Annotated in this window: 21 protein-coding genes; 7 read left to right on the forward strand and 14 right to left on the reverse strand. The window is 72.1% G+C overall.

What is annotated here, in order from left to right:
* Positions 1–129: 129 nt before the first annotated feature.
* The gene (locus IM770_RS15570; RefSeq protein ID WP_203582068.1) at positions 130–372 is read right to left on the reverse strand and encodes a hypothetical protein; all 243 of its coding nucleotides are present in this window, start codon (positions 370–372) and stop codon (positions 130–132) included.
* 267 nt (positions 373–639) lie between these two features.
* On the opposite strand from IM770_RS15570, the gene IM770_RS15575 reads away from it, so the two are divergent.
* From IM770_RS15575 to IM770_RS18110, 3 genes are all read left to right on the forward strand, one after another.
* Entirely contained in the window at positions 640–999 is a 360-nt protein-coding gene (locus IM770_RS15575; protein WP_203582069.1) for a PRC-barrel domain-containing protein, read from the forward strand.
* Between the two features lie 156 nt (positions 1000–1155).
* Positions 1156–1347: a hypothetical protein gene (locus IM770_RS15580; protein ID WP_203582070.1), complete on the forward strand. Its 192-nt coding sequence runs from the start codon at positions 1156–1158 to the stop codon at positions 1345–1347.
* Positions 1348–1402: 55 nt separating this feature from the next.
* Positions 1403–1534: a hypothetical protein gene (locus tag IM770_RS18110; protein ID WP_275403184.1), complete on the forward strand. Its 132-nt coding sequence runs from the start codon at positions 1403–1405 to the stop codon at positions 1532–1534.
* A 52-nt stretch (positions 1535–1586) separates the two neighbouring features.
* Here IM770_RS18110 and IM770_RS15585 read toward each other — a convergent pair whose 3' ends face one another.
* From IM770_RS15585 to IM770_RS15600, 4 genes are all read right to left on the reverse strand, one after another.
* Positions 1587–2648 carry a winged helix DNA-binding domain-containing protein gene (locus IM770_RS15585; protein WP_203582071.1) on the reverse strand — a complete coding sequence of 354 codons (1062 nt, stop codon included), beginning with the start codon at positions 2646–2648 and terminating at the stop codon, positions 1587–1589.
* A gap of 70 nt (positions 2649–2718) precedes the next feature.
* Complete coding sequence (locus IM770_RS15590) at positions 2719–3300, reverse strand: dihydrofolate reductase family protein (protein ID WP_203582072.1); 582 nt, start codon at positions 3298–3300, stop codon at positions 2719–2721.
* Positions 3301–3354: 54 nt separating this feature from the next.
* Entirely contained in the window at positions 3355–3816 is a 462-nt protein-coding gene (locus tag IM770_RS15595; protein WP_203582073.1) for an anthrone oxygenase family protein, read from the reverse strand.
* Positions 3813–4787: an alpha/beta fold hydrolase gene (locus IM770_RS15600; protein ID WP_203582074.1), complete on the reverse strand. Its 975-nt coding sequence runs from the start codon at positions 4785–4787 to the stop codon at positions 3813–3815. The genes IM770_RS15595 and IM770_RS15600 overlap by 4 nt, the downstream gene beginning before the upstream one ends.
* An 80-nt stretch (positions 4788–4867) precedes the next feature.
* Between IM770_RS15600 and IM770_RS15605 the strand changes: the two genes are divergently transcribed.
* Entirely contained in the window at positions 4868–5437 is a 570-nt protein-coding gene (locus IM770_RS15605) for a TetR/AcrR family transcriptional regulator (RefSeq protein WP_203582075.1), read from the forward strand.
* A gap of 30 nt (positions 5438–5467) precedes the next feature.
* Here IM770_RS15605 and IM770_RS15610 read toward each other — a convergent pair whose 3' ends face one another.
* Positions 5468–5755, reverse strand: a complete 288-nt coding sequence (locus tag IM770_RS15610; protein WP_203582076.1) for a hypothetical protein — start codon at positions 5753–5755, stop codon at positions 5468–5470.
* A gap of 83 nt (positions 5756–5838) precedes the next feature.
* Positions 5839–6363, reverse strand: a complete 525-nt coding sequence (locus tag IM770_RS15615) for a TetR/AcrR family transcriptional regulator (protein WP_203582077.1) — start codon at positions 6361–6363, stop codon at positions 5839–5841.
* A gap of 111 nt (positions 6364–6474) precedes the next feature.
* On the opposite strand from IM770_RS15615, the gene IM770_RS15620 reads away from it, so the two are divergent.
* A complete protein-coding gene (locus tag IM770_RS15620; RefSeq protein WP_203582078.1) occupies positions 6475–7188 on the forward strand; it encodes an MBL fold metallo-hydrolase in 714 nt (237 codons plus the stop codon).
* A 25-nt stretch (positions 7189–7213) separates the two neighbouring features.
* Here the strand turns inward: IM770_RS15620 and IM770_RS15625 are convergent, their stop codons facing one another.
* From IM770_RS15625 to IM770_RS15645, 5 genes are all read right to left on the reverse strand, one after another.
* Positions 7214–8608, reverse strand: coding sequence for an FAD-binding oxidoreductase (locus IM770_RS15625; protein ID WP_203582079.1), 1395 nt, complete (start codon positions 8606–8608; stop codon positions 7214–7216).
* 137 nt (positions 8609–8745) lie between these two features.
* Positions 8746–9237, reverse strand: coding sequence for a bifunctional nuclease family protein (locus IM770_RS15630; RefSeq protein ID WP_203582080.1), 492 nt, complete (start codon positions 9235–9237; stop codon positions 8746–8748).
* Between the two features lie 97 nt (positions 9238–9334).
* On the reverse strand, positions 9335–10201 hold the full coding sequence (locus IM770_RS15635) for an alpha/beta fold hydrolase (protein WP_203582081.1): 867 nt from the start codon (positions 10199–10201) through the stop codon (positions 9335–9337).
* Positions 10201–11442, reverse strand: coding sequence for a glycosyltransferase (locus tag IM770_RS15640; RefSeq protein WP_203582082.1), 1242 nt, complete (start codon positions 11440–11442; stop codon positions 10201–10203). The genes IM770_RS15635 and IM770_RS15640 overlap by 1 nt, the downstream gene beginning before the upstream one ends.
* A 55-nt stretch (positions 11443–11497) precedes the next feature.
* Complete coding sequence (locus IM770_RS15645) at positions 11498–12574, reverse strand: class I SAM-dependent methyltransferase (protein WP_203582083.1); 1077 nt, start codon at positions 12572–12574, stop codon at positions 11498–11500.
* Positions 12575–12698: 124 nt separating this feature from the next.
* Here IM770_RS15645 and IM770_RS15650 point away from each other — a divergent pair, with 124 nt between their 5' ends.
* Positions 12699–15464: a helix-turn-helix transcriptional regulator gene (locus IM770_RS15650; protein WP_203582084.1), complete on the forward strand. Its 2766-nt coding sequence runs from the start codon at positions 12699–12701 to the stop codon at positions 15462–15464.
* 18 nt (positions 15465–15482) lie between these two features.
* Here the strand turns inward: IM770_RS15650 and IM770_RS15655 are convergent, their stop codons facing one another.
* Entirely contained in the window at positions 15483–15788 is a 306-nt protein-coding gene (locus IM770_RS15655) for a monooxygenase (protein WP_203582085.1), read from the reverse strand.
* Between the two features lie 299 nt (positions 15789–16087).
* On the opposite strand from IM770_RS15655, the gene IM770_RS15660 reads away from it, so the two are divergent.
* Positions 16088–17119 carry an LLM class flavin-dependent oxidoreductase gene (locus IM770_RS15660; RefSeq protein ID WP_203582086.1) on the forward strand — a complete coding sequence of 344 codons (1032 nt, stop codon included), beginning with the start codon at positions 16088–16090 and terminating at the stop codon, positions 17117–17119.
* Positions 17120–17149: 30 nt separating this feature from the next.
* Here IM770_RS15660 and IM770_RS15665 read toward each other — a convergent pair whose 3' ends face one another.
* Entirely contained in the window at positions 17150–18844 is a 1695-nt protein-coding gene (locus IM770_RS15665) for a Na+/H+ antiporter (RefSeq protein ID WP_203582087.1), read from the reverse strand.
* Positions 18845–18979 lie beyond the last annotated feature (135 nt).

Raw genomic sequence — 18979 nt, forward strand, 5'->3', positions numbered from 1 at the left:
TCGCGCGGGTGACGGCCTCACCCGAGGCAGCAAGGACCCGATGCCGGATGAGCGCGGACGAGGTCCTCGTGAGTCCCGCTTCTGAGTGAGCGAGTCCCCCCGCAGCCCTCCCGCGCGTCCGCTCTCGGATCAGTCGTCGCTCGGCCGACCGGCCTTGCGACGTTCGAGCCGCCAGTGGATCTCGTGCGTGGAAGGGTGACGCCACTCGATGATGCGGTATTCGAAGCCGGGCAGCAGCACGATCGGAATCGGGTCCGGCGATGCCGGCGCGACCGCCCCGACCACGATCTTCGCGTCGGCCGGGATGAAGGGCGACTGCGCCGGGATGGGTGCCGTGATGATCTCGACCGGGTCTCCGTAGGGGCGCGCCATACGCGCAGGTTAGCAGGCGGTGCGGGCGGCCAGGCTGGAACAGCATTCGCGATCAGCTGACGTCTCTGCATCCGCGCTGCGGCTCGTATGAGCGCTGTATCGCGAGCGGGCGCCCGCGTGAGGACCTCGACGTTCCGACCCATTACGCCTCTTGCTCGGATTGCGCCAGGGGGTGCCGTGCCGCGGCGACGGTGCCTAGCGTGGATATCAGATCGACCGCTCTGGTCGACACCCGAAATCCCCTCGCAAGAAGAAGAAGGAGGAGTCATGTCCTCATCTTGGGACGCCTGGGACTACCGCCAGTCGGTCGGCCGCGGGCCCGGTTCGCGCGACCTCGTGGGATACCACGTGCACGCCACCGACGGCGACATCGGAAAGATCGATGAAGCCAGCGACGACGTGGGCGGCAGCCGCCTGGTCGTCGACACCGGCCCGTGGATCTTCGGCCGGAAGGTGATCCTTCCCGCCGGAACGGTCCAGCGCGTCGATGACGCGGACGAGAAGGTCTACGTCGATCTGACGAAGGACCAGATCAAGAACTCTCCGGAGTGGGACCAGACGACCACGGGCACCGATGACGCGTACCGTGGCCGCCTCGACACCTACTACGGCGACTTCTACCGTTGATCCTCAGGACGGTGCCCGGCCATCGGCCGGGCACCTTCGTCGCGTCGCGGGTATCGCCTCGCCGTTTGTCAAACCCCTGATGTGGCCCGACCGGAGCGCAGTACCGTGTCGTCGGGTTGCCCGGCGTGATGCGCTCGCGGCGAGAAGGGGGACGACATGCAGGTCTGCTATTGGGCGCGTGAGCGCGGCGAACTGCTGCGCGAGGACGTGGACCGCGTCCCCGTCGCAGGAGAGATCCTCTCCCGACCCGAACTCGGCGTCACGGGGCAGGTCGTCGAGTGCGTGCCGGGCGCCGACGCAGACGGCACCGAAGAGGTTCGCGTCGAGGTCGCCCTCGCCAGCGCCTGACGCCACCGTGCGATCGCGCGATGACGTCGGTCCATGCGGAACGGGAGGTGCCCGCGTGAGCCGCATACCCAAGGTCTGGAAGTTCGACGCCCCCGCGGGCCAGGACGCCGCCACCGTGCGCCGCATCCGCGACGAGATCCGCCGTCGCGTCGAGACGCTCATCGACGAGTTGACCCCGACGACCTGACCCTCATGCTTCGCAAGATCGCGTCCGTGGCGGGCGGCCCGAGGATTCGGGCTCACACCCACACGAGCCGCGGCTCCAGCGCGAGGTACCGCGCATATCGTGCGGCGGCGTCTTCGATCGCGGCCGTCTCGTCGGAATCCAGGCCTCGCAGCGGGCGGATCTGGAACGTGGCCGCCCGCTTGTCGAGCGTGCGCTTCATCGCGGCGAGCATCTGCCCGTCGACGAGCGCCATGCCCATCGCGGTCTCGCGGCCACGCGCCAGCAGCCCTTCAGCATCGAGCGTCCAGCGCGAATCCTGGTATCCGCGGTACATCTCGTCGAGCACCTGGAGGAGATGGCCCGCCGGCGATGCGGACGCCGGAGGTGCGCCCGGGGCGTGCCAGTACGTGCGGCCGTCGTGGTCGAACGATTCGAGCCGATCGGCGGCTCCCGACAGCCCCCGGCGCACGTCGGTGAGCGTCAGCGTCGCCCAGTACGCGAGGTCGCGCACCGTGGCGGGTCCGTGCGAGGTGAAGTAGCGCAGGGCGAGCTCGACGAGCGCTTCGTCCCGGTCCAGCCGCCGCGGGGCGATCACCCGATCCGAGAAGAGCGCGTACGTGTGCTCGCCGTCGCGCGGGGCACCGCTGCAGATCAGCGCGTGCAGCTCGAGGTGGGCCGCCAGGAGCATGAGCTGCATGCCGGACAGCTCGTGCCCGCGCTGAGCGAGCGCCTCCGCGAGCTCCGCACGAGTCCGGTCCGGCTCCGCGGCGAGGATCTCGAGCACCGTGTCGGCGATGGCGGGCAGGCGATCGCCGAGGGGAACGAGCTGCTGGTCGATCGTGGGCAGCACCCGATCGCGTGTGAGTTCGATCAGCCAGAGCACGTCCTCTTGGTGGACGTAGTGCCAGGTGGGACGCAGGACGTGGGTCCGCACCACTCGTCCGTGCTCCAGCAGGCGGGCGAGCTCGCCGGCCTGCGGTTCGCGCGTGCGCGTGGCGACGGCCCACGCGGACTGCGACGGGTTCTCGGCCTGCACGGCGAGCAGCGATCGCACCACGTCTTCGGCCGCGCCGACCGGTTCAGCGAGATGCTGCGAACGAAGCCGCCATCGGGCGATGTCACGGTCGGTGATCACACCACGAGCGTAGGACCCGCTGGCGGACGCGGGCAGAGGAGGTCCCGTCGCCCGCTCTCCGCCGTGACGGTCAGTGGCGGGTAGGACGGTAGAGGAGCTCCTTGGTGCCGCCGTCCAGCGTGCGCTCGTCGACGAGTTCGAGGTCGAAGTCGTCCGCACCTTCGAAGACGCGGTCGGTGCCGGTTCTTCCCGAGATGACGGGGAAGACCGTCAGCTGGATGAGATCGACCAGGCCCGCCGCCATCAGTGAGCGGTTCATCGAGAGGCTCCCGTGCGAACGCAGGGGAATGGGCGAGGTCGCCTTCAGTTCGGCCACGACATCGGCGGCGTCTCCGCGCGCGAGCGTCGCGTCGATCCAGTCCAGCGGGTCTGCCAGCGAGTTCGACACGACGGTTGTGGGCATCGATCGCATGCGCGTGTTCACCGGATCGTCGACCTTCGGGCCTTCGGAGGCCGATCCGAGGTACTGGACGAACTGCCGGAACGTGTTCGCGCCGAGCACCAGTCGCTGCTCCTGCTCGTACTGGGCGATGCGTCGCTCGAGGAACTCCGGGCCCTGCTTGCTCCAATACCCGCCCCAGTCGCCCTCCTCGGAGTAGGAGCCGAAGCCGTCGAGCGTGGCGAAGACATCGAAGGTGTAGGTGACGCTCATGATTCTCCTCTGTGGTGATCGAGCGGTTACGGCATTCCTGAGCGGGTGAGCCGCTCACACGAGAGTGGCGAGCGCGGCCGCTCCCGCCGCGAGCGACAGGACGGCTCGGGCGACGTTGGCGCGGCCCCAGACGCGCGAGAAGTCCGCCCACGTCCCGCGGGGGCCGCGCTCGCGCAGCAGACGCTCGTTCCATGGGATGTTCACGGCGACACTGACGACGAAGGCCGCGAGGGTCGCCGCGATCGCACCCAGCGCCCACAGCAGGTCCTCGGCCCCGCCGTTCATCACCAGCAGCACGGCCCCGACCACCGCGAGGAGCGGCGCACCCAGGAACGACACCATGAAGATCGAGCGCGGTGCCCGCAGGTTCATGTCGCGCATGATGTCGGACGCCGCGCCCGGGTCGCGCGACCCGGCGAGCGCCGGCGTGACCATGGTGGTGAAGGCGAGGAACACCCCCGCGTTCGCGAAGCTCAAGGCCCCGAGGACGAGCATCGTGGTGGTGAGAAGCGTCATCTCACGCTCCTGTCGATCGTCGATCCGCTCGCGTCGCGGTCGCGGTCGCGGCCGGCGCCGCCGTCGTCCACTGCGGGGCGGGAGGTGTGGTCGACACGATCCCAGAACGCCCGGAGCGCCTCGCCGATCCGCACGGGCTCCTGCATCGGCAGCGAGTGGGTCGTGTGCGGCCAGATCTCCACCTCGGCACCGGCGAGTTCTGCACGGGCGCGCGCCGCCGCCTTCGCTCCGCCGGCGAGCGATCGATGGTCTGCGATCGCGACATAGATCGGCAGGCTCAGGCCTGCGAGCTGAGCTTGCGAGAGCGGCTGCGGCGTGGGAAGGGCGCTTCGGAAGGTCTCCGAGCCCACCGAGATCAGCGAGCCGATCGGGCTCGGCGTGCGCACCTCGGCGACCGAGACGCCGCCCAGCGCAGCGAGCGCGTGGTCGCGCCACGACCGGGGCACCGGAAGGCTCGCGAGCGCCGCCCACGCGAACGTCGACGCGGGCGGCCAGCGGAGCGTGAAGACGGGTTCGATCAGAGTCAGGGAGGCGAGCCGACCCGGGTGGCGGACAGCGAGACCCGCCGCGGACGCCCCTCCGAAGGAGTGGCCCGCCGCATGGACACGAGGGTGACCGAGCCCGTCGATCGCCTCCGAGAGCCACTGCGCCTGGTCGGCCATCGAGCGGATCGGCGCCGTCTGCACCGACATCCCGATGTCGCCGAGGGCGTCGACCGCGATGACGGTGCGCCCCGACTCGAGGATGCCCGGCAGGTTGTCGGACCACATGGGTGCGCCCGCGTTCATGCCGGGCAGCAGCAGCACCGGGGGCCGACCGTCGTCGCCTCGCCATGTATAGGCGCGCACGCTGCCGAACGCCGTGTCGACGTCCGAGATCTCGGCGTCCGCCGGCAGCGCGGCCATCGCCGCGTCATAGGCGACGGCGAAGCGAGCGCGCGCCGCCGCGGAGCGGTATCGGCCGAGTCTCATTCGTCACCTCTTGGGATTGGGGGAGGAACTGCAATACGATCGTATTGTCATCACGGTAGCAAAGACGGAGGCAGGACGGAATGGACAGGCGGGCCGAGATCATCCTCGGGGTCTGGCGCGTGATCCTCGAGCGGGGAATCTCCGGCGTATCCGTCCGCGCGGTCGCCGACGCCGCGGATGTCTCGGTCGGGCTGGTGCAGCACTACTTCCGCAGCAAGGACCTGCTGATCCGGGCGAGCGCGCGGGCGATGGTCACGGGCGCGGCGAACCGATACGAGCGGGTGCCGACGCAGGACTCTGTCCGGCACCTCGTGACGCATGCCATCCCGAGCTCCGACCGCGAGCGAGAGGGCGTCGTGATCTGGCACGCGTACCTCGCGGCGTGCGTCGCCGATCCCGAGCTGGCGCGCATCCTCTGCGAGGCGAAGGCAGGCCAGGAGCGCGAGCTCACGGACCGGCTCGCCGCGTCGATGCCGGCCGCGAGGGCGTCGATCGTCGCGCGTGCAGTCATCGCCCTCGCCGACGGGCTTGCCGCGCGGGTCATCACGGGCGATCTCTCCGGCGACCAAGCGGTGGCGGCCGCCCTCGCCGCGCTGGACACGCTCTCTCCCGGCGCCGACCAGGGGTCGGACGACCGCTCCGACGGATGATTCCACGGCGCGGACTGATCCGATCGGCGGTCACGCCTGCCGCGTCGCCGGTCGGCGGCCCTCGCCCCAGTCGGCGATGGGTCCGCCGGCGGGGCCGTGGGCACGCAGGTACGCCATGTGGACGCGCCAGCAGGCGTCGCGCAGGGTGACCGCCCACCCGATGACGTCGCCGCGCCAGACCGCCTTGTAGCGCAGATCCGCGCCGTCGCTCACCCGGCGGAGCTCGATGCGGCCGTACTCGCTTCCGTCGGGCGCCACCATGCGCCACACCCCCGTGGGCCCTTCGACGGCGGCCATGATCGGGTGCCACTCGGCCATCGATCCATCCCGCTTCCTCCGGCCGAGGACAACAGGCTACGCCGCGGGCACCGACATCCGCTCCCTGCGGCGCAGACGCAGGGTCAGGGGGTGAGTCCGCGCTCCACCGCCGCGAGTCCGTACTCGAACGCGGCGTCGATGTCGCCGCCCAACCGGAACGCCCCGGCCAGCTCCATCTGCAGGAAGCCGGTGGCCCAGGCCGTCACGAGGCGCGCGCCGTCGAGCGCGTGCTCCTCGCCGGTGATCGCTCCGACACCCGTCACGAGCGTGGCGCCCGTGCGATCCAGCAGCTCCTGTGGCACGGAGCCCGCGAACAGGAGGCGGAACCCTTCCGGCCGCTCGTGCGCGAACGCGCGATAGGCCCGCGCGAGCGCCGCGATGGAGCGGTCGGATGCCTCCAGCCGAGCGGCCAGGTCCTCCACGGTCGCGGCCGCCACCGCCGCCACGAGCGCTTCTCGATCGCGCACGCGCTTGTACAGCGACGGCGCGCGCACTCCCACGCGCTGCGCGACCGCCTGCATCGTCAGCCCGCTCGCTCCGGACTCCTCGAGCAGATCGCGGCCGGCCGCGACGATGGCGGCGTAGGAGGTGCGTTCGGGCGTCGGCATGAGGCATCCCTTCGATGGCTATTGACAGTAGCCATGATAGCTACGTATCGTAGCCATGCCAACCCGGTCATCGGCACCCAGCCGACCGAACCCCGCGACGAAGGACCCGCCATGAAGCTCGGACCGCACCTCCACCGCATCGGCAACGACATCGTCGCCGCCTACCTCGTCGTGACCGACGACGGAGTGACCGTTGTCGACGCGGGGCTGCCGGGCCACTGGAAGGAGCTGGTGCGCGAGCTCACGTCCCTCGGCCTCACACCGGGCGACGTGAAGGGTGTCGTGCTGACCCACGGCGACAGCGACCACCTCGGCTTCGCGGAGCGGCTGCGTCGCGACCACGGCGTACCGGTCTTCGTGCACGAAGCCGACGCCGAGCGCGCGCGGACCGGCGAGAAGCCGAAGGTGGCGACCGGCCCGATGAAGCTCGGTCCGACGTTCGGCTTCTTCGTCTACGCACTGCGCAAGCGCGCGGTGCCCACCACCTATGTGGCCGAAGTCACCGAGGTGCACGATGGCGACGTGCTCGACCTGCCGGGCTCACCCGTGATCATCGGGATGCCGGGCCACTCCCCCGGCAGCATCGCGGTGCACGTCCCCGTCGCCGATGCGGTGTTCGCCGGCGATGCCCTCACGACGCGTCACGTGCTCACCGGTCGCGCGGGGCTGCAGCCGGCACCGTTCACCGACGATCCGGCCGAGGCGTCCGCCTCGCTCGAGCGCCTTGCAGGGCTGGCGGCGTCGTGGGTGCTGCCCGGCCACGGCGCGCCGTGGCGGGGGTCGCCCGCCGACGTCGCGGCGGCCGTGCGGGAGGGCGCGCCCTGACGCCCGCCCTCCCGCCGGCACGCGGTCAGACCGGTCGGGCCGCGGCGAACAGGTTCGCCGGGTCGTAGGCGAGCTTGAGCTGACGCAGCCGCGCCGAGGCCTCGCCGAACGCCGTCGCGCGGTCGGCGCCCGGCCCATCGATGAACGTCAGCGCGAGCGCGTCGATCTGCCAGGCGTCGAGGGCCGCGACGCCGGCGCGCACGGCCGCGGCGGCCGCGTCGGCCGCCTCCGGCACCGGCACCATCGCGAGCGAGTGCACCAGGTAGTCTCCGGCGACCGCGGCGACGGCACCCCCGCCCACCGGCCGGCGAGCGGCCGCGCCGCCGAGGTGGCGCAGTTCCTGCCCGAACACGCCGGGGATCTGTGCGGCGGCGACGAACGCGTCGACGGCCGCCGGCGGCAGCTCGCCGAGCATCGCGTGCCGCGTCGCCGACGGCGTCGGCTCGGGCGGATCCATGTGCACGCCGATCAGCGCGGGCGCGGGCATGCGGCCGAACGTGTCGACCTCGGGGCCGAGCGCGCGCAGCGGTTCGAGGAGAGCCGATGCCGCGGCATCCGTCTCCTGGATCGCCCCGTCGATGACGACCACCGAGCGGCCCGAGAGGAACGGCGGCAACTCGGGCAGGGGCGGAAGGTGCAGGATGCGCAGCGCCGTGGTGGCGGACTCGGGCGCGGATCGCGTCCACTCGGCCCACGCGTGCGACACCTCGACGGCGCGCGACGCATCCCACAGCAGCATGCCGGCGAAGACGTCGGCGACGGGCAGCAGGTCGATCTCGATCGCCACGACGACGCCGAACGCGCCGGAGCCTCCGCGCAGCGCCCAGAAGAGCTCGGGTTCCTCGTCCGCGCTCGCGCGGACCAGCGAGCCGTCGGCGGTGACGACCTCGACGGCCCGCACGGCGTTGACCGCGAGGCCGTGGGCGCGGGCGTAGAACGACAGGCCGCCGCTCAGCGAGTAGCCGACGACCGACACGTCGCCGGCGCTGCCGTGCAGCGCGGTGAGCCCGTGCGGCGCCGCGGATTCGAGCACGTCGTTCCAGAGCGAGCCGCCCAGCACGCGAGCGGTGCGCGCCTGCGCGTCGACCTCGACACCGCGCAGCTCGCGCAGAGACAGCAGCAGCGTGTGCGAGAGATCGGTGCCGGCGAGGGCGCCCGCCGCGTGGCCGGTCGACTGGGGCGCGATCCGCAGGCCCGCCAGGGTCGCGGCGCGGACCGCATCGACGACATCCTGGGCCGTCGCGGGCAGGGCGACGGCGAACGGATGCTGCGCCACGGCGAGGTTCCACGGCGTGCGGGCGCCGTCGAATCCCGGGTCGCCGGGCAGGTGCACGCGGGCACCGAGGGCGGCTCGCAGCTCTGCCGCGGCGGCGCCGGCGGCGGCGTGCGGGACGTCGATCGCGAGGTCGTTGAGAGACATGGAACACCTTTCGCAGGAGGGGGTGCGACGGGGGCGGTCACGGCCGACGGCGTCGCGGTGCCCGGCGCATCCGGCGCGGGCCACCCCAGCAAAGAGCGGCGGATGGCCGCGCAGATACACGCGACCGCGGATCGGCCTCAGGCCTCGAAATCCTCGGGCTCGACGTCGTCGAGGAACCGCTTGAACTCGTCGAGGCGCTCGCTGGCGTCCGTCTCGGTGAGCACGTCGGGCACGCCGGCGTCGGCGAGCACTTCGTCGGCCACCCACATCGACGCGCCGACGCGCGAGGCGAGCGCGACGGCGTCGGAGGGCCGCGCATCGATCACGCGATCGCCGAGGGGCGTCGAGAGGGTGATCTCGGCGTAGAAGGTGCCGTCGTCGATGCGGGTCACCTCGACCCTCGTGGCGGCGGCGTCGAGGGCGGCGAGCATCAGCGCCATCAGATCGTGCGCGAGCGGCCGCGGCACCTCGGCGTTCTCGACCGCGACAAGGATCGACGTCGCCTCGAGCTGGCCGATCCAGATCGGCAGCACCAGGCCGTCACCGGGGATCTGGTCGACGGGCTTGAGCAGCAGCACGTGCTGACCGGACGCGTCGAGCGCGACGCCGGCCACGCGGACCTGGACCATCTCGCCCCCCCTCTCGGCCCATCTGCCATCGTTCGCGGCACCGGTCGAGGTGCGCTGCTGCCATCGTAGGCACGCCCGGGCGACGACGGACAGGGGGTCAGACCCGTGAGATGAAGTCCCGCAGCAGCAGGTTGACCTTCACCGGGTCGCGCGCCTGCGGCAGATGTCCCGCACCGTCGATGACGACCAGCTCGCCCCCGGTCAGCTCGGCGACGATCGGGCCGCGCAGCGGGTTCTGGCAGCGGTCGAGCGACCCGGTGATCACCAGCACGGGACACCGTACGGCCTCGCACACCGCCGTGGCCGTGTCGGCCGCGTTGGCGAGATAGGGCGGAGAGTCGTGCTCGAGCAGCATCGTCTCGGGACCGGCCCCCATCGACCACCGGACGCAGTCCTCCCGCTGCTTCGTCGAGTGTGGCTCTGGGAACATCTCGCCGAAGAAGAACTCCGAGAACGCCCGCCAGTCCTCGCGCCAGAAGTGACGGTTCTGCATCTGCCAGCCCTCGTAGGTCTCGCGCGGCTCGTCGAAGTCGAAGGCGACGCGGTGCGGCAACGGGTCTGTCAGCAGCAGTCCGGGATTGATCGCGCAGACGCCGCGCACGCGCTCGGGCGCCTCCGCCGCCATCATCAGGGCGTGCCCCGCGCCCGTGCAGACGCCGACCAGCACAGCCTCCTCGGCGCCGACGGCGTCGAGCACCGCCCACTCGTCGTCGAGCAGCAGCCGGTCGGCGAACTGGGCCGGCTCGTCCGGCCGGCCGCTCAGCCCGTTCCCGCGAGGGTCGCTCACGACGACGCGGAACGACCGCGACAGGAACGGGATCTGCGCCTTCCAGGCCTGGCTGTGCACGATGACATCCGGCATGAGCAGGTACACGGTCGGCGACCCGTCGCCGTAGACCTCGTAGTGGACCGCGATGCCGTCGCGATCGACCACCCCGGCGGACGTCGGCTCCAGGGCCCGCATCAGATCAGCTCCCCCAGCATGGCGGCCGCTCGCGCCGCACCGTCGGTCTCGACCGGTCGATAGTCCACCGGGCGGGACACCTCGGCGACCAGCTCCCGCGCCAAGACGGCGGGGTCGCCGATCTCCGCATAGCGCACGCAGCGTCCGGCGCCGTAGCGCTCCAGGCGATGGCGCACGTGGAAGTTCTGCTCGAAGTGGTTCTCGAGCGGCACGTACAGGAAGGGGCGGCGGGCCGCCGCGAGCTCCATGCACGTGGTCAGGCCACCCTGGACGACGGCGACGTCGCACGCGGCCAGCGCGAGGTACAGGTCGGGCACGAACCCCCGCACCCGTACGCCCTGCCGCCGCGGCAGCGAGGCCGGATCGATGCGCGGTCCCGTCACGACCAGGAACCGCAGGGCCGGCAGCATCCGGCGCGCGAGCGGCACGGCATCCATCACCCGGCGCAGGAGTGCCGCACCCACTCCCGAGCCGCCCACGGTGACGATGCAGACGAGGTCGTCGGGCCCGAAGCCGAGACGCCGGCGCGCGCGCTCGCGCTCGCCCTCGCTCGGCGGAGTGAAGCCGGTGACGTAGCCCGCGAAGTCGTAGTTCGCCTCGGTCCACTCCCGGATGCCGGGCAGGCCCGGACCGAAGTCCGCCTCGACGACGTCATCGGGGTTTCCGACGAAGATCGAGCGATCGCGCAGGCGGCGGTAGCGCGCGCGCTGCTCGAGCATCTCGGCGTTGTAGTCGGCGGTGAGAGCCGCCTCTGCCTCACCGCCGGCCGGCATCGGCAGCCAGCCGACGAAGTCCGTCAGCCATGCGAACGCGAACCGCTTCAGCTCGGGGTTCTCGTGCAGGAAGTAGTCGACGTCCCACGCCTCGTCGCCGATGACGAGGTCGTAGTAGGTCTCGTCGACGACGTCGTTGAAGACCATGAAGTTGTTCACCAGGATCTCGTCCATGCGCCGGATGGCGTGGAAGGCGTGCAGGTCGTGGTCGGCGGTTTCGTCCTCGATGTGCGCGGACTCGTTCGAGAGGAGAGCGGATGCCGGGTGCACAGGTTCTCCGGCATCCGCCAGCACACGCGTGACCGGGTGCTGCGCCAGCCACTCGATCTGCAGGTCGGGGTGCAGCCGGCGCAGCTCCTGCGCGATCGCCACGTCGCGTCGCGCGTGCCCGAGCCCGATCGGCGATGACAGGAACAGTGCCTTGCGCGGACGGCGCTGCGCCCTCACCCACGTACGGCGGTCGCCCATCCCGGCATCTCCCTCGCGCTCCCAGGGTCAGTGTGCTCCTCCCGCCCGGCTTTCGTCAGGGCCGCACCTCGATCACCCGGTTGAGGGGCGTCTCGGCCACCGTGCGGAACCGCGTGAAGCCGGCCGCGGCGGTCACGTCGCGGATGCGCGCGGGTCCGGCCTGGGTGCCCAGCGCCAGGCCGACGTCCTGCGACAGCGACGACGGCGTGCACAGCAGCGTCGAGAACCCGTAGTACGCGCGGCCGACGGGAGTGAGGTTGTCTTCGACGTGATCGCCGGCCATCGGCTCGACGATCATCCACGTGCCGTCGTCGGCGATCGCCTGGCGGACGCGCCGCGCCGCGCCGACCGGGTCACCCATGTCGTGCAGGCAGTCGAACATCGCGACCAGGTCGTAGCCGCGTCCGCCGAGCTCCTGGGCCGGCGCGACCTCGAAGCGGACGTTCTCGACGCCGGCCTCGGCCGCGCGGGCGCGGGCGGTCTCGATCGACTCGGGGTGGTAGTCCGATCCGACGAACGTCGAGGCGGGGAACGCCTGGGCGAGCAGGATCGTGGAGGCGCCGTGTCCGCAGCCCACGTCGGCCACGAGCGCGCCCTCGGCGAGCTTCTGCGCGACGCCGTCCAGCGCCGGGATCCACGCGTCGACGAGGTGGGCGTGGTAGCTCGGCCGGAAGAACCGCTCGCACCCGACATGCACGTCGGTGCCGTGCTGATGCCAGCCGTAGCCGGCGCCGCTGCGCGCCGCATCGACGATGTGCTGCGTGTCGTGCACGGTCCCGAGCGCGATCTGGAAGAAGCCGGGCAGGAAGGCGGCGCTGTCGGGGTCGGTCATGGCCAGCGCGTGCTCGGCCGGCAGCGTGTAGCGGCGGGTGGCAGGGTCGTAGGTGACGTACTCTCCAGCCGCCTGGGCGTTCAGCCACTCCCGCGCGTACGGCTCGGCGGTCTGCGTGCGCTCGGCGAGCTGCGCCGGGGTGGTCGGACCGTGTTCGGCGAGGTCCCGGTAGTACCCGAGCTTGTCGCCCATCACGACCAGTGCGGCGTTGAGGGTCGCGCCGACTTCGTCGACGGCGCGGAAGACGAAGCTCATCAGCTTGTCGGTGTCGATCTGCGCGGGTGGGGCGGTAAGGGACATCGGAGGCTCCTTCAGTCAGGTGATCCACGGCGGTCGCCGACGGATGCCTCGACGTTAGGAATTCGCCGGTCGACGGCGCATCCGGGGACCCCCCTAGTCCTGGTCGCGGTCGTAGACTCGGGCCATGCTGGTGGGTCGGGAGGCCGAGCAGCACGTGATCGATCGGCTCGGGGCCGCCGCACGTCTGGGGACGAGCGGCGTGCTCGCGGTGCGCGGCGAGGCGGGTGTGGGCAAGACCGCCCTGCTCGACGACGCGGTGTCGCGGCTGGAGGGCATGCGCGTGCTGCGCGCGACCGGGCTCGAGTCGGAGAGGGAGATCCCGTTCGGCACGCTGCTGCAGCTGCTGCGGCCGGCGCTCGGCGCACTCGGCGGCATCCCGGCGGTCCAGGCCGACGCCGTGGCGGCCGCGCTCGCGCTGCCCGGAGCGACGGCGCGTGACGAAGGCCGCGACCGGTTCACGATCGGCGCGGCGGTGCTGAGTCTGGTCTGCCGGTTCGCCGAGGACGGTCCCGTCGCGGTCGTCGTGGACGACCTGCACTTCGCCGACGCGCCGTCGTCCAACGCGCTCGTGTTCGCGGCGCGGCGGCTCGCGGCCGACCCCGTGGTGGTGCTGCTCGGCGTGCGCAGTCCGGAAGGGGACGCCCTGGTGGAGGGCCTGCCGGGGCTCGTCCTCGGCGGCGTCGACCTCGCCGCCGCGCGGGCGATTCTGGTCGGCGCCGAGGGAGAGAACGTCTCCGACGATCGCGTGCGCGCCCTGCATCGCGCCACCGACGGCAACCCTCTCGCGATGCTCGAGCTGCGCGGCGCGGGGCTCGACGTGGTCGAGGCCCTGGAGACCGACCTGCCGCTGCGCGTGCCGCGCGCCGTGTCGGACGCGTTCGGCCGCCGCCTGGCAGGGGTGGACGCCGACTGCCGCGCGGCTCTCCTCGTCGCCTCGGTGTGCGGCGCCGATCACCGCCTCATCGCCGACGCGTGCGATGCCTACGGCGTGGACGTCACGCAGCTCGACACCGCCGAAGACCTCGACCTCGTCGCCGTGCGCGACGGACGTGTGGAGTTCCGTCATCCTCTGCTGCGGGCCGCGGTCTACTCCGGTGCCTCGGCGCAGGCCCGCCGCGCCGCCCATCACGCCGCAGCCCTGGCCACGCCGCAAGGCGACGCGGATCGCCGGGCGTGGCACCTCTCCGAGGCGACGTCGCACCCCGACGCCGGGATCGCGGACCTCCTCGCCCAGGCGGGCGACCGGGCGCTGTCACGCGCGGCGTACTCGGTCGCCTCGGGCGTCTACGAGCGAGCCGCCCGGCTCACGCCGGGTGGCGGCCCCCGAGCCGCCCGCCTGCTGCAGGCGGCCGACGCCGCGTGGGAGTCCGGCGACGGGGAGCGAGCGGTCCGGCTCCTGGATCGCAGGGCGCGGGACGCCGGCGCGGAGGCCACGGTTCTCGACGACCCCGACGCGACCCGCGACGTCGAGCTGCGCGCGTCGGTCGCGGCTCGCACGGGGTCGCTGCGCGAAGCCCTCGACATCCTCCTGCGCGCAGCGGACCGCACCGCGTCGGCGGACGCCGCCACGGTCGCGCTGGCCGATGCGGTGCATGCGACGTATTACCTCGGCGACGCCCGCACCGCCTCGGGCCTCGCCGACAGGATCGCGCGTCTGCGGCCGGACGTGCGGACCAGCCGCGCGCGGGCCCTCGGGCTCATGGCGTCGGGGATGGCGAAGACCCTCGCAGGACGCGGCGGCGCCGACGAGATCCGCGCCGCCGTCCCGCTCTTCGAGGCCGATCCCGAGCTGAGCCGCGACCCGCGGCGGCTGTCGTGGCTGATGCTCGCTCCCCTGTATCTGCGCGATGCCACGAGCGGGGTGAGGCTGCGCACGCTGGTCGAGGAGGTGCGTGGCAGCGCAGGCATCGGTGCGCTTCCCGCGCTGCTGTTCCATATGGCCGTCGACCAGGCCACGACGGCAGCCTCCTGGGTGCGCGCGGAGGCGAGCTTCACCGAGGCGATCCGCCTCGCAGCCGACACCGGCCAGACCACCGAGCAGGCGATGTCGCTGGCGGGGCTCGCTCGGCTCGACTCGCGCGCCGGACGCGCGGAGGCCTGCCGCGTGCACGGCGAAGCCGCGCGTGAGCAGTGCGCGGCGCGCGATATCCACATCGGCGAGGCGTGGGTCTGGCATGCCCTGGGGGATCTCGAGCTCTCGTTCGGGCGTGCCGCCGATGCGGCCGGCCTCTTCGCCGAGCTCATCGCGCTGCTCGGCCGGCTCGGGCTCGACGACGTCGATCTCGCCCCCGGCCCCGAGCACGCCGACGCGCTGACGCGCATCGGTCGCCGCGAGGAGGCGATGGCCGCCGCCACGGCCTACCGCGCCCGTGCGATCGCGAAGGGGCAGCCGTGGGCGCGCGCCCGGGCGGATCGGGCGATGGGGATCGTCGGCCCGGACGAGGGGGGCGACGAGTGGTTCTCATCGGCACTCGAATGGCATGACCGGACGCTCGACCGCTTCGAGAGGGCGCGGACCCGCCTGGCCTACGGCGAGCGACTGCGCCGCGCCGGACGCAGGATCGACGCGCGCGCTCAGCTGCGGGCCGCGCTCGACGACTTCACCGAGCTCGGGGCCGCGCTGTGGCGCGATCGCGCGGCCGCCGAGCTCACCGCCACCGGCGAGCATGTGCGCCCCTCCGTGGGCAGTGCCGTGTCGGACCTCACGCCGCAGGAGCTGCAGGTGAGCGTGCTCCTCGCCGAGGGCCGCACCACGAGAGAGGCCGCCGCCGCGCTGTTCCTCAGCCCCAAGACCGTCGAGTACCACCTCCGCAAGGTCTACACGAAGCTGGGCATCGGCTCGCGCGCCGAACTCGCCGCGGCGCTGGCCGGCACGGCAGAGCCGCGCTGACGGCCGCGCGAGAGCCGCTCAGCGGGGCGGGATGCCGGTGATCGCCGAGAGTCCGTCGTTGACCGGATAGCTGCGCGCGTCGATGTCGGTGACGCCGAAGCCGTTCAGCCGCTCGGTGTGGAACGCGAGATAGCGTTCGGCGTCCGCCTTCGTCTCGAAGAGGTACGCGCCGCCGGCGATGCCGGTACCGGGATCCTCGGTCCACACCTTGAACACGAGTCCCTGCTCGCCGGCGATGTCGCGCGCGAGGTCGCCGAACGCGGCGACGGCCTCGTCGCCGTACGGCCCGGGTGAGGGGAATTCGAAGACCAGCAGATGCGCCATGGCTCGTCCTTTCGTCGGTGCTTCGAGGCAACCACGTCACCCGCTGATCTCTTCCCGTTGCTCGCTCAACGGCCGCGCGAGAACACCGGCCACCGGCCGTTGAGCGGAGGGCGCTCCAGCGCCCGCAGACGAAACGCGTTGAGGTTTCCGACACCGCCGAGGCGTTTCGTCTCGCTCGTTCCTCGCTCGCTCAGCGGCCGCGCGAGACTCCCGCATGACGCGGATGACACGTCAGACGCGCTGCACGCCGGCACTGCATTCACCGGAATGGATGCCGCGCGCGTACGGTTGCAGTCGACATGCAGCGATTCGGCACCCTCTCCTTCGGACACTACGGCCCGCTCGGCGGCGGGCGTCAGCTCACGGCCGGGGACTCGATGCTGCAGGCCATAGACCTCGCGCAGGGAATGGACGAGCTCGGCGTCGACGGGGCGTACTTCCGCGTGCACCACTTCGCGCGGCAGCAGTCGTCGCCCATGCCGCTCCTCGCGGCGATCGCGGCGCGCACCGAGCGCATCGAGGTGGGCACCGGCGTGATCGACATGCGCTACGAGAACCCGCTCTACCTCGCCGAGGAGGCCGCCGCCGTGGATCTCATCTCGGGCGGGCGACTGGCGCTCGGCGTGAGCCGGGGCTCACCCGAGACGGTCGTGCGCGGCTATGAGGCGTTCGGCTACACCGGCTCGCAGGATCCCCGCGGAGCCGACCTCGCGCGCGAGCACTTCGACCTGTTCCTGCGGGCGATCGACGGCGAGGGTCTTGCGGAGCGGGATGCCTCCTCGCCGTTCGGCACCGGAGCCACCGGCCTGCAGCGCATCGAGCCGCACTCCCCCGGTCTGCGCTCGCGCGTGTGGTGGGGAGCCGGCAACCGTGACAGCGCCGAATGGGCCGGCCGCGTCGGCGTGAACCTGATGTCGTCGACCCTGCTGACCGAGGCGGACGGCACCCCGTTCGACCTGCTGCAGGCGCAGCAGATCGACGCCTTCCGTGCCGCGTGGCGCGAGGCCGGTCACCCCGGCGAGCCGCGCGTGTCGGTGAGCCGGTCCATCTTCCCGATCACCACCGCTGAGGAGCGGATGTACTTCGGCGGTCGCCAGGACGGCGACCAGATCGGCGTCATCGACGGCATGAGGTCGACGTTCGGCAAGACGTACGCCGCCGAGCCCGACGAGCTCGTCGAGCAGCTCGCGGAGGACGCCGCCATCGCTTCGGCCGACACGCTGATGCTGACGATCCCGAGCCAGCTCGGTGTCGAGTTCAACCTCCGCGTCGTCGAGTCGTTCGCCAAGTACGTGGCGCCCGCGCTGGGCTGGCGGTCGACCCGCGCCTGAGTCCGGCGAGCGAGACCGTCGGGTCCGCGATCAGTCGAGCACCTCGACGCCGGTGATGCGCAGCTCCTCGACGTCGAGGCGCGCCTGGATCTGCGTCACCACCGCATCGTCGACAGCGCCCTCCCGGCGCAGACGGTAGAGCACCTCGCGCTTGCGGTCGAGGACGGCGATGCGCAGCCGCGAGTACTCCTCGTCGCGCTCGCGCGGCGAGGGCAGCGGCGCGGGGCTCTCCAAGACCGCGGTGGCGGTCGGGGACGACTCGGCCGCGGCATCCGTCACCTCGATCAGCTGGTCGAGATCCGCGATCCGGCGGTCGACCTCGGCCTGCTGGCGCGCCTGGACCCGTTCGTTGTTGCGCTCGAGGTACTCGTAGTAGTCGCGCGTGAGCCGGTCGCGGATCTCCTCGCTGATCCCGTGGTCGCGCGCCAGCTCCTTCACCGCGGTGAGGGCGGCGCCGGTGATCGCCCGCTCGGCGAGCTCGAGCTCCTGCTGCATGGCCTGGTCGTCGGGGAACCGCGCCCACCGCACGATCGCCGGCAGCAGCGGCCCCTGCACCAGCAGGGTGAGCAGGATGACCCCGGCGGTGACGAAGATGATCTCGTCGCGGCCCGGCATCGGCGCCCCGGAGGTCATGGTGAGCGGCACCGACAGTGCGATCGCGAGCGACACGGCGCCGCGGAAGCCCGCGAACGCGCTCACGATGCGCGCGCGGTACGTCGTGCGACGCAACCGCTGCGAGGGCCGGCGGTCGAGCATCCGGATGATCATGACGGCCGTCGTCTGGAAGACGAAGCGCGTCAGCAGGAGGACGAGCCACGCGGCGACGGTGATCATGAGCAGCCAGCCGATCTCACGAGCCGGGATCTCGTGGGCGACCGCCTGGACCTCGAAGCCGATCAGCACGAACAGCGAGCCGTTCAGCAGGAACGAGCCCAGGGGCCAGGTCCACGCCGCCTGGCGGCGGGACGCGGCGGTGCTGATGCGCGGGCTGACGTACGCGACGATGAGTCCCGCCACCACGACCGCCAGCACCCCCGAGGCGTGGATGAGCTCGGCGAGGAGGAACGCCGTGAACGGCACCAGCAGCAGCGCGATGTTGAGGTGCAGGGTGTTGCGCAGCCGCCGCATCACCAGATACGCGATGCCCGCCACGACCAGGCCGGCGGCGGTGCCGCCCAGGTACGACGTGAGCACGAGGCCCGTGATGTCGAGCGGCGTGTACTGGCCGCCGACCGCGATCCCGACGGCGACGCCGTAGATCACGAGGGCCGTGCCGTCGTTGGTGAGGCTCTCGGCCTTCAGGTTCATGAAGTTGCGGCGCGGCAGCAGACGGCCGAGCGCCGCGACGGCTGTCGCATCGGTGGGTGCCACCGCGGCGCCGAGGATCAGCGCGGCCTCCCACGGCAGCCCGAGCGCGGACGCGATGCCCGCGACCGCGAACGCGCTGGCGACGACGAGCAGCGTGCTCATCAGCACGATGCCGCGGAAATCGCGCCGGATCGAGCGCAGCGAGGTCGTCATGCTCTCCCAGAAGAGCAGCACGGGGAGGAACAGCAGCAGCACCGTCTCGGGCGGCAGCTCGATCTCGCGCACCTCGGGGAGGAAGCCGAGCGCGAGCCCGGCCACGACGAGCAGCAGTGGCACGGCCACGCGCAGTCGCGGCGCGAGGATCGCACCGGTGAGCACGGTGATCCCGAGCAGGACGGTGACTTCGAGTCCATTCATGCGGGCTCCCTTCGGTGGCAATGATCCTCCAACCGCACGGACGGTGACGGGATTCCCGGATGCCGCGCCACTCGCTGGGACGGAGCGGGCCGCCCGCTCCGGCCGGGCGGGCGCTCACGCCGAAGGGACGAGACG

The sequence above is a fragment of the Microbacterium hibisci genome, assembly GCF_015278255.1.
GTDB classification, from domain to species: domain Bacteria; phylum Actinomycetota; class Actinomycetes; order Actinomycetales; family Microbacteriaceae; genus Microbacterium; species Microbacterium hibisci.

Bases quoted from the DNA above. Each gene is read 5' to 3' on its own strand.
- IM770_RS15570 (WP_203582068.1), bottom strand. From the start codon at position 372: ATGGCGCGCCCCTACGGAGACCCGGTCGAGATCATCACGGCACCCATC.
- IM770_RS15575 (WP_203582069.1), top strand. From the start codon at position 640: ATGTCCTCATCTTGGGACGCCTGGGACTACCGCCAGTCGGTCGGCCGC.
- IM770_RS15580 (WP_203582070.1), top strand. From the start codon at position 1,156: ATGCAGGTCTGCTATTGGGCGCGTGAGCGCGGCGAACTGCTGCGCGAG.
- IM770_RS15590 (WP_203582072.1), bottom strand. From the start codon at position 3,300: ATGAGCGTCACCTACACCTTCGATGTCTTCGCCACGCTCGACGGCTTC.
- IM770_RS15595 (WP_203582073.1), bottom strand. From the start codon at position 3,816: ATGACGCTTCTCACCACCACGATGCTCGTCCTCGGGGCCTTGAGCTTC.
- IM770_RS15600 (WP_203582074.1), bottom strand. From the start codon at position 4,787: ATGAGACTCGGCCGATACCGCTCCGCGGCGGCGCGCGCTCGCTTCGCC.
- IM770_RS15605 (WP_203582075.1), top strand. From the start codon at position 4,868: ATGGACAGGCGGGCCGAGATCATCCTCGGGGTCTGGCGCGTGATCCTC.
- IM770_RS15610 (WP_203582076.1), bottom strand. From the start codon at position 5,755: ATGGCCGAGTGGCACCCGATCATGGCCGCCGTCGAAGGGCCCACGGGG.
- IM770_RS15615 (WP_203582077.1), bottom strand. From the start codon at position 6,363: ATGCCGACGCCCGAACGCACCTCCTACGCCGCCATCGTCGCGGCCGGC.
- IM770_RS15620 (WP_203582078.1), top strand. From the start codon at position 6,475: ATGAAGCTCGGACCGCACCTCCACCGCATCGGCAACGACATCGTCGCC.
- IM770_RS15625 (WP_203582079.1), bottom strand. From the start codon at position 8,608: ATGTCTCTCAACGACCTCGCGATCGACGTCCCGCACGCCGCCGCCGGC.
- IM770_RS15630 (WP_203582080.1), bottom strand. From the start codon at position 9,237: ATGGTCCAGGTCCGCGTGGCCGGCGTCGCGCTCGACGCGTCCGGTCAG.
- IM770_RS15635 (WP_203582081.1), bottom strand. From the start codon at position 10,201: ATGCGGGCCCTGGAGCCGACGTCCGCCGGGGTGGTCGATCGCGACGGC.
- IM770_RS15640 (WP_203582082.1), bottom strand. From the start codon at position 11,442: ATGGGCGACCGCCGTACGTGGGTGAGGGCGCAGCGCCGTCCGCGCAAG.
- IM770_RS15645 (WP_203582083.1), bottom strand. From the start codon at position 12,574: ATGTCCCTTACCGCCCCACCCGCGCAGATCGACACCGACAAGCTGATG.
- IM770_RS15650 (WP_203582084.1), top strand. From the start codon at position 12,699: ATGCTGGTGGGTCGGGAGGCCGAGCAGCACGTGATCGATCGGCTCGGG.
- IM770_RS15655 (WP_203582085.1), bottom strand. From the start codon at position 15,788: ATGGCGCATCTGCTGGTCTTCGAATTCCCCTCACCCGGGCCGTACGGC.
- IM770_RS15660 (WP_203582086.1), top strand. From the start codon at position 16,088: ATGCAGCGATTCGGCACCCTCTCCTTCGGACACTACGGCCCGCTCGGC.
- IM770_RS15665 (WP_203582087.1), bottom strand. From the start codon at position 18,844: ATGAATGGACTCGAAGTCACCGTCCTGCTCGGGATCACCGTGCTCACC.